Annotated in this window: 7 protein-coding genes; 6 read left to right on the top strand and 1 reads right to left on the bottom strand. The window is 37.7% G+C overall.

Going from position 1 to position 9378, the window contains the following annotated elements; genetic code table 11:
* The first annotated feature begins 26 nt into the window (after nucleotides 1-26).
* Nucleotides 27-1988: an alpha-L-rhamnosidase-related protein gene (locus LKE01_RS10895; RefSeq protein ID WP_056982829.1), complete on the top strand. Its 1962-nt coding sequence runs from the start codon at nucleotides 27-29 to the stop codon at nucleotides 1986-1988.
* 199 nt (nucleotides 1989-2187) lie between these two features.
* Entirely contained in the window at nucleotides 2188-3369 is a 1182-nt protein-coding gene (locus LKE01_RS10890) for an NADH-dependent flavin oxidoreductase (RefSeq protein WP_056982831.1), read from the top strand.
* Nucleotides 3370-3542: 173 nt separating this feature from the next.
* Here the strand turns inward: LKE01_RS10890 and LKE01_RS10885 are convergent, their stop codons facing one another.
* Nucleotides 3543-4481, bottom strand: a complete 939-nt coding sequence (locus LKE01_RS10885; RefSeq protein ID WP_056982833.1) for an NAD(P)H-binding protein — start codon at nucleotides 4479-4481, stop codon at nucleotides 3543-3545.
* Between the two features lie 116 nt (nucleotides 4482-4597).
* Between LKE01_RS10885 and LKE01_RS10880 the strand changes: the two genes are divergently transcribed.
* From LKE01_RS10880 to LKE01_RS10865, 4 genes are all read left to right on the top strand, one after another.
* Entirely contained in the window at nucleotides 4598-5488 is an 891-nt protein-coding gene (locus LKE01_RS10880; RefSeq protein WP_056982835.1) for a LysR family transcriptional regulator, read from the top strand.
* A 148-nt stretch (nucleotides 5489-5636) separates the two neighbouring features.
* Nucleotides 5637-6194 (top strand): hypothetical protein, encoded by a 558-nt coding sequence (locus tag LKE01_RS10875; protein WP_054769842.1) that lies wholly within the window; start codon nucleotides 5637-5639, stop codon nucleotides 6192-6194.
* 310 nt (nucleotides 6195-6504) lie between these two features.
* Nucleotides 6505-7989 carry an McrB family protein gene (locus tag LKE01_RS10870; RefSeq protein ID WP_056982838.1) on the top strand — a complete coding sequence of 495 codons (1485 nt, stop codon included), beginning with the start codon at nucleotides 6505-6507 and terminating at the stop codon, nucleotides 7987-7989.
* A gap of 14 nt (nucleotides 7990-8003) precedes the next feature.
* Complete coding sequence (locus LKE01_RS10865; protein WP_056982840.1) at nucleotides 8004-9368, top strand: 5-methylcytosine restriction system specificity protein McrC; 1365 nt, start codon at nucleotides 8004-8006, stop codon at nucleotides 9366-9368.
* Nucleotides 9369-9378 lie beyond the last annotated feature (10 nt).

The following is a 9378-nucleotide window of genomic DNA, read 5'->3' as shown; positions in this document are numbered from 1 at the left end:
TTGATTATTGGAAGGAGATAGTGTGCATGAATCCCACGACGTATTGGATTTGGTATCCAGGAGATTTTTCGATTCATCAGGGAATGCTACAAAACTTTGCTAGAGAAGAGCGAGGGATGGGGTGGCCGGCATATTGGTATATTGATGATTGCAACCGGAATGTGAAATTTTCACGAACTTACAACTTGGATAAGCCCACCGAATTCAAGGTATATGCTCACGGAACCGGTTATGTTGATATTAATGGCAACAAGCATCGGTTGGGAGAGTCCCTGAAATGTGATCCAGGCCGAAACGTTATTACTATCTTTGTCGGCAATACTACTGGACTTCCTTGTGTGTATATTGATGGAACAGTGATTAAGTCAGACAATGGTTGGCAGGCTAGTAACTTTGTATCAACTTTCTCCGCTGGTAATGACCCATTGTTTACAAAAAAAGATCAAGATCCAAATGTGATTGAGTATCAGAAGATTAAGGTTCAGCCAGCAAGGATTCAAGAAATTAATAATGGTGTTTTATTTGACTTTGGACGAGCTGTGAACGGTAGTTTAAGATTAAAACTTCATCAATCTGATAAAGTGACCATTTGCTATGGGGAATCACAGACTGAAGCTTTAGATGTCGGAATGTGCTATTACAAACAGGATGATGTTGACGAGAAATCAGTCATCCGCAGAAGAGCATTTCGATTTGTATTTATACCTAATGTGAAGAAAAATCAAGTTGCATTAATCGCCATTCATGAGTATGTTCCTAAGAACAATATCTCAGAGTTCAAAACTGATAATCAGTTAATCAATAAAATTTGGGATATTTCAACGGAAACACTAAACTTGTGTAGTGATGTTTTCTTCATTGATGGCATTAAGCGTGACCGTTGGATATGGGCTGGAGATGCATATCAAGCTAACTTCATTAATCAATATTCATTCTTCAATGAAGATGTTGATAAGCGGACGCTGCTTGCTCTAAGAGGACAAAATGACATTAAACAGCATATGAACACGATTGTTGATTACTCTATGCTTTGGGTCATAGGTGTTTTAAACCACTATGAAATGACTGGTGATACGAACTTTTTAAAGATGGTTTTCCCAAAGATGGAAAGCATGGTTCAATACTTTATCACTCAAACTAATGAAAAAGGATTTATTTATGGTCGTAAAAATGACTGGATCTTTGTTGATTGGTCTGAAATCGACAAAGAAGGCACAGTTGCGGCAGAGCAGGCATTACTGATTGAAGTTTATAAAACCATGATTACCTGTGGCTCAGTGCTTGATAAGCCTATTGGAAAATACCAGGTACTACATGATCAGCTTCTAGGAAACTTCATTGAATACTTTTGGAGTTCACAAAAAGGGGCATTTATTGACAGTTATGAGTCTGGTAAGTGCCACGTTACTCGGCATGCAAATATTTTTGCTATTCTATTTGATCTGATTGACGATGATAAAAAGCAGTCGATTCTCAACAACGTGTTGCTGAATGATGGTATTCTCCAGATTACGACGCCATATTTTAAATTCTTTGAACAAGACGCTCTCTGCAAGATGGGGCATCAGGATATCGTTTATAAAACTATTGTGAATTATTGGGGTGGCATGCTTAATAACGATGCCGTGACTTTTTGGGAAGAATATGATCCCACCAAATCGGGTAAGGATATGTATGCAATGTATGGTGACCCATATGGGAAGAGTCTATGCCATGCATGGGGTGCAAGTCCGATTTATCTCCTAGGAAGATATTTTGTTGGGCTGTATCCCACACGGCCGGGATATCGTGAATTCAATATTGAACCTAACCTAAGTAATTTTAAGAAACTGCACGTAGTATTACCAGTTAAGAGTGGTAAAGTAACCGTTGAAAAAGATGGAGAGAATCTTTCGGTAATTGCTACCAGGGATGGTGGGACTTTGATTGTAGATAATCATAAATATGCTTTAGCTGCCAATAAGGAGTTGTCAGTTCAGTTGAAGTAAATTAGTGTGATTTAGATACGCGTCCATTATCACTAAACGCCCGAGTAAACATTGGCTTTGGATTGATATGTATATGACATTTTATCTATTCTATGGCTTGTTAATTACGTGTTACTAACATCTCTTGAAATTTGTGAACAAATGAACTAGTGTGATCTTTGTATTAAAAAATTTTTTTCGTGAAAGGATATGTTATCAGTTGGCAAAGGAATATTCATTTCTAAAAAACTTTACTTTTAAGAATGGCGTAACAATTAAGAATCGAGTTGTGATTCCTCCGATGACGGAAGTTTCAAGCTTTGAGGATGGCTCAATTTCAACGGATGAACTAAAATATTTACAAATGCGTGCAGGTGGTGTTGGACTGTTTATCTCTCCAGTTGCTAACGTATCAGAAAACGGGAAAGGTTTTGAAGGTGAACTGTCAATTACAGATGACCGCTTCATACCTGGACTTACAAAAGTTGCCTCCGCAATGAAGCTTGGTGGTTCTAAAGCCGTATTACAGATTTTTCATGCTGGTCGAATGTCTAATTCGAAGATACTTCGTGGGGCCCAACCAGTTAGTGCCAGTGCTGTAGCCGCAGAAAGGCCTAATGCTGAGACTCCAAAAGAACTTTCGAATGAAGAAATTGAAGGTATTATCAATGACTTCGGTGAAGCAACTCGAAGAGCTATTCAAGCAGGATTCGATGGTATTGAGTTGCATGGTGCAAACACATACTTGTTACAGCAATTTTTCTCACCGCATTCAAATCGTCGGACTGATAAGTGGGGTGGCTCATTAGAAAATAGGATGCGGTTCCCACTGGCAGTTATTAAGTCAGTCCATGATGCCGTTGAAAAATTTGCAGATCGTCCATTTTTAGTCGGATATCGAATTTCTCCAGAAGAAATTGAAACTCCAGGAATTAGGATGACTGATACATTGAAATTTATTGATGTTTTAGCCAATCAGTCTATCGATTATCTTCATGTATCAATGGGGTATGCTTGGCGGACATCATTAAATGACAAATCTGATACTGAGCCGTTGATTTTGAAAATTAAGAAGCAGTTGAATGGACGTTTACCTTTGATTTGTGTTGGATCAGTTGAGACACCAAAGGAAGCAGCTAAAGTTACTGATAAAGGAATTGAAATGGTCGCAATCGGCCGAGAAATTCTTCGAGAGCCTAAATGGGTACAAAAAGTCGAAAATGACGATGAAGGTAGCATTCGCTATACTATTTCTGAGCAAGACTTGGATGATTTAGGAATCACTCAACCAATGTGGAATTTCTTAATTTTCAGATTGAAATCAGCAATGCACATCTCAAATCAGCCTGATTATAATCCAGAGCAGTTTAAGAATAAGCTTGCACCGCATGAAGGTGCATAGAATGCTGATTGTGTAAGTTTGTAAAAAGGGTTCATAATTTATCATTAATTACGATGTAATATATAATAATGACTGGCCAATTTCTCTGTATTCGTTGAGGAATTGGCCTTTTGCATAAGAAAAAAACTCCCGATAATTTTGGGAGTTGGAATAAATCAAATTATAATGTTAAATTAGTCATCCACCGAATGCCGCTCACCAATCTGATACTGGTCAGCATGCTCGAACATATATTTTACAGTATGGGGTTTTCTACCCACTATTCGTTGGAAGTCGGCAGATTGGATTTTCATCTGACCATTTCTGATTGATTGTCCAAAGGTGACCATACCTTCTGATGAGAATGGAGCTGAGGAACCTTTCTTGAATTCTCCTTCAGTGGTCCGAGGGACTCCCATTTTGTCGAAGATTGCGTATTGTTCATCATCGGAAACCTCTTGATATTTCACGGAGTTTTCGGTTATCTTGTTACCAATGTTGATCAAATCAGAAATGGTTAATTGTTCTGGACCATTAATGTTTAGAATGGCATGATGGAGATAGGGATTCGATATGGCATGAGCGGCTGCAATCGCACAGTCTTCACGAGAAATGTATGCCATTTTACCATCTGCTTGGTTATTTGCCAATACACCAGAGTGGGCGATCGCAAAATAATTGGTGATCATAGCTTCAGCATATTGTGAATTGCGCAGGAAGATGTAATCTAAATCAGTGGTCTCAATGTATGATTCTGTCCAGGCATGATCGATTTTTTCAATGCTGGGCATCATTGGATCAGTAGCATTGACCAACGAAGTATAAATGATTTTCTTCACATTTGCTTTAACACAGGCATCAACGCCATTTTTATGTGCTTGGCGTCTTCTTTCGCCGACAAATGGCATTGAAATGAGTAGGACTGTATCTGCGTTTTCAAAAGTCGATGCTAATCCACTGACATCATTGAAGTCGGCCGTAGCAGTTGCAATACCAGCTTCTGAGAACTTTTCCAGCTTATTTGAAGTCGGAGCCGTGAACAGCAAATCTTCTTTAGGGATGAGCGATTGAATTGTATCTGCAACAATCCTTCCAAAGTTACCATCTACACCTGTTACAATATTCTTAGTCATTATGACATCCTCCTTGATAATTATTTCACATAAAGTGTAACACAAGGATGCCACAACTCTGAACTCAAATCAGTCGCCCTCCCCAACGTAAAGCTAGTCAAAGGAAGTCACAGATTATGGACGAAAAGCTCAAGTATTTCTTATACGCAGCACAAACCCTCAGTTTTAAGAAAACAGCTGAACATTTTTATGTATCTGCTACTGCGGTTAGTAAAGGTGTGTCTAATTTGGAAACTGAAATTGGTGTTAAGCTGTTTGATCGGCACAACAATTCAATTGAACTGTCCAAAGCAGGTAGGGCCTTCTATGAGGACACCAAGTTCTTGCTAACCGATTATCAAAATGCAGTGGCTGTTGCTCAAGGTGTGACTAGACGTTCTAAGCTGGCGATCACCGTTGGATTTTCCAGTATTTATGAAGCTAATTTTTTATCGTATTTGTTAAATGGTTACTTGAGAAATCATTCCGATGTTGAAATCAGACTGAAGCATCGAAGTATTGAACAGCTAGAGCAGGCGGTAGCGGACGGAACAATTGATGTAGCGTTCACTTTTTCAGATGTGGAACAGAAAATCCCCATCCATTCGGAGGTATTGTACACGGGAAACTACGTTGTTGGTATTTCATCTCAAAATCTCATTTCCAGGGAAGAAGAAATTACCCCGGAACAACTTGCTCATCAAACGGTTGGGCTATACAGCCAATATAGTTCTGAGTTGGCTGAAAAATTATTTATCAAAAGTCTCACGGATCGCGGATTTACCGTTGTTGATGTTCAACAATTTGAGTCTTATGAATCACTGATGTTGGCTGTTTCACTGAATCAATGTGTGCTATTTATTCCAGAGATTTTTACCAACAACTGGAATTTTCCTGGAATTAGCTTTGTGGATATAAAACCGAAGTTTGATACTTATGAGTTTGTTGTGTTGACAAGAGAAACCCATGGCGAACAGGTAACAACGTTAGTGTCTTACATCGAGAAAAATATAGATAAGTTTATTTGAATATTTGCTAGGAATGTAACGTTATCCAAGTGAATTCAGAAAATGGATATTCAAATAAATAATTGATTAGGAATAATTGCTTTATGCCCCTTGACATATGCCGGGCCTAAACAAATAATAGGTTTATTAAATGTTGGAGGGTGTTTTCATGAAACATGTATTAATTGGATCAATCGTTTTAGGTGCCGCATTATTGGCATTTCCCTTTTCATCTGGTACTGCACAGGCCAAGGTAAAGAAGCTGCCAACGGTGACTACATATAGCCCTAGTTACAACAAGGTCAAATTTAATTACACCAGTCGTTCAACAAAAAGTTTCAGTGTTACTAAAGCGTTTCCTGACAATAATGACAACGTAAAAATGAAATTGACAAAACTTGCATATTATAAGTTGAAACCTAAACATAATAAGCGAATTCTTGTAAGAGCATATTTTCACATTACAACCACTAAAGCAGATCAATTAGGGATCTTTTCATATGACTTTTATAATAAGCCATACCTGAATACTTCTAATGGTAATCGCTTGTATCAAAGCGGAATGAAAGAGCTGTATGGAAGTATCCAAATGAACGGTAAGGATGTTGCTAATACCCATGTTGATTTTCTTAGCAGTAAGGTGATTCCATTTGCTAACTTTAATAGTGGAGAAATTCATTTTAATTTTGAATTTGACACTGATTTGAATGAATTTCCGTTTAGCTAATATATAACTATAAAGTAAAGAACAAGAAACGACTGTCTCCTTAACTCGGGAAATGGCCGTTTTTTATATAGCTATTTCAGATAGGTGGTTCTAATTTGGGTTATGTTATTTTAGGTAACTCTAAGGTGTTGTTTTGGGATAATTTTGAATTAACGATTATGTATAAATACAGTCGATATCCAAAACTAATGGCAGTATAATTACCCTAACAATGATTAAGCCCCTAAAAAGGTATGTGCTTCGTACAGCCATCAAATTCTGGTTCATTTAGATAACTCATGCCAAAACTATAATTAAGGAGAATAACAACTTGACTACGCCTAAAGAGATTTTGATAAACAATATGGAAAAATTTGCTCATATCGTCGGTGGCGAATATCGTAAATCAAATTTATTTGTTACCAGAGCAAGTGTTGATAAGGATTTAACAGCAGATCCAGATACAAATTATAATTTCATTTCCTTGATTCGACCTGACCAACAGCCAAGTGGTCCTTATTCAGGAATCTCCATCAAAGTCAATCCTGGAGAGAAGCACTATCGATTATCGTTAGACATTGGTAGTGAAGGATTTGGGGATGACTATCAACTCGTTGCTACACCAGGTATTCGGCGTAAGTTTGTTGAATTGCAAAGTCGAATTCATCAATATTCTGAAAACAACGAGAAAAACATTAGTTGTTTTTGTGCACTTAATTTTACTGATGACTCCAGCAAACCAGAACTTAAGAAAATGGAGACGGAATATGCGGACGATCATTTAGATAGTCACCCAATGGATCTATTTGCTGTCTTTGTTGATAAACCAACCCTTAGGGAAACTTCTACAAATGAGAATGAAGATTTCTGGAAAATTTATAAATTTATGATTGCGATATACGCTGAACTTCGAAATTGGCCCTCAAACAAGTCGCAACGAAAACATGTCCGTCTTTTTGAAACTGTATTACCAGATGATACAGCAGATGCAAAGTCCGAGTTGTCGGCGGTCAAACAACTTCTAGAGGATCGACGCTATGTGGTATTGCAAGGGGCTCCTGGTACTGGAAAAACTTTTCTAACGTCAAAAATTGCCAGTGAATATCAAAAAAACGTTGTATTTACCCAGTTTCATGCAGAAACATCCTATTCTGATTTTGTTGGCGGATATCAACCAATTGAAATTGATGGTCATTTATCCTATAAGTACCAAGAAGGGCCTTTAATTAAAGCAATTAGAATGGCTCTGGCAGCTAAGGACCGTCCCACATTGTTGATCGTGGATGAAATTAATCGGGCTAATTTGAGTAATGTTTTAGGCGAGTCATTCTATTTGTTTGAAACAACCGGGATTATTGATCGCCCTAGAATTCAACTGGGTGAATCTGATGGTACTAGTCATGAACCATTATATTTAAAACATTTACCATATAATTTACGTGTTGTTGCGACAATGAACACCGCGGACCGTTCTTTAGCTGTTATTGACTTCGCATTAAGACGACGATTCGCGTGGTATACAATGATGCCTATTGAACTTTCAGATAAGGATTTAGAGGATAACGGGTCATTTCATAAAGAGGAATTTGAAAGAATTCAATCAATTTTTGAAATGTATGCGACTAGTGATGAGATGTTGATGCAGCCTGGTCAGGCATATTTCATTACGAAGGCCGGCCAAAGCTTTAGTAGCAGAGTAAAATATGAACTCTTGCCGTTGATTCGTGAGTATCTCGACAATGGATTTTTATCTAGTGCAGCTGACCAATTTAATCAATTCTTTGTTGACGAAATTAACGAGCCGATTTATTTATGATGGGGTGAAGGTTTATGAGTAAAGATAAGCATGTTTCAATCATTCAACTCCAAACTTTTTCAAACCAATTATACACACTTCCATCTGCCGTCCTTAATGATCCAAGATATTCCAATGAATCAAATGATAGATTTATCCGGTTGAACAAGCGAGCTTTCCAGTTTTTAAATATTGAAGCATTTAACGAAAATGGTCAAATACATTTAAAGGCAAACGAATTAATTGGTGCTATTCCGATTAGAATGCCTGATAAAGGTAAAGATAAGTACGTTACTGACCTAATTGTTAAGCCTAGGTATCAAAGTAATGATAGTAACAGTCGTGATTGGTTTCAGTGGACGTATCAACTGGCAGAATTTTCGCAATTTACTCTTGCTCCAGAAAAAGATACTTTAATGCCACTTATGAGATTGCATGGGACCCCGGCGCCGCAATATCTCCTTGCACGCGAAGTGATTTTAGAGTTTGTATCAGTAGTTAATGAGCATTCGTGGCGTCGCTTTGAGAGTTTAGAAAGAATTGCAAAAAGGCCAGTGGGTAACGTTGACTGGAATCATTACGCAGTCAGAAGTGCCATTCCTCAGAATCGCCTATTATTTAAAACAAACACTAATTCAATTTCAGAAAACAACCAAGAATTTCGAAAAGCTGTGGCATGGTTAAATTTTGCTGTTTCAGAAATTCATTCATATTCAACACCGGTACAAATTAGGGTCTCACTCGAGCCGATCATCCATAACATTCAAAGGAAACTTTCGTTGATTGACATAACTATTAGCAGACAACCCGCACCTCAAATATTCAAACCATATTCATCCGATTCAATTCATTTGCGTAAATTGAAAAGGGCCTTAAATGCTCTGATCAAGAACAAATCAGAATCAAATTTCGCTTGGAGAATTGATTTTTCTCAATTATATGAAAGCTATGTTCAAGCCACTGTGTCCAGGGCCTTAGACACATCTGAAAATAACAAGCGGATTCCGAAATCTTTTATTAGCGGTTATCATTCTAAAGTAACCAGACTTTTTCCAAAGTACTTGGAACCAGATATTGTGGCAAGAATTGGTCAAGTTCCCATCATCATTGATGCCAAATACAAGTCTTATTTTTTTCCAAGGGAAGGAGAAAGCAAGGATTCCCAAAAGGAACGTTTACGATCTGATGTTCACCAAATTATTGCGTACACGAGCATGACCAACAGTAAAATTGCGATTTTGATTGCACCAAGCATGGGTGATATGTCTTTCGAGTTGGTTCAATACAGCGAGATATTTGTTGGAATAGTTGGATTGCCATTAGATTGGATAAGGGCAAATGATTATTCTCATAGGTTTCGGAAGTTTGTCCAAAAAATAGTTGGGCGGTTGATAGATTAAAATTTTTTAA

Origin of the sequence: Lentilactobacillus kefiri (genome assembly GCF_007989105.1) — a bacterium.
GTDB lineage: Bacteria > Bacillota > Bacilli > Lactobacillales > Lactobacillaceae > Lentilactobacillus > Lentilactobacillus kefiri.
Note: the sequence above shows the minus strand (reverse complement) of the source record. Positions and strands in the feature narration are given on the sequence as shown.

Coding starts and splice junctions, on each gene's coding strand:
- LKE01_RS10895 (WP_056982829.1), top strand. CDS start 27: ATGAATCCCACGACGTATTGGATTTGGTATCCAGGAGATTTTTCGATT.
- LKE01_RS10865 (WP_056982840.1), top strand. CDS start 8,004: ATGAGTAAAGATAAGCATGTTTCAATCATTCAACTCCAAACTTTTTCA.
- LKE01_RS10885 (WP_056982833.1), bottom strand. CDS start 4,481: ATGACTAAGAATATTGTAACAGGTGTAGATGGTAACTTTGGAAGGATT.
- LKE01_RS10880 (WP_056982835.1), top strand. CDS start 4,598: ATGGACGAAAAGCTCAAGTATTTCTTATACGCAGCACAAACCCTCAGT.
- LKE01_RS10875 (WP_054769842.1), top strand. CDS start 5,637: ATGAAACATGTATTAATTGGATCAATCGTTTTAGGTGCCGCATTATTG.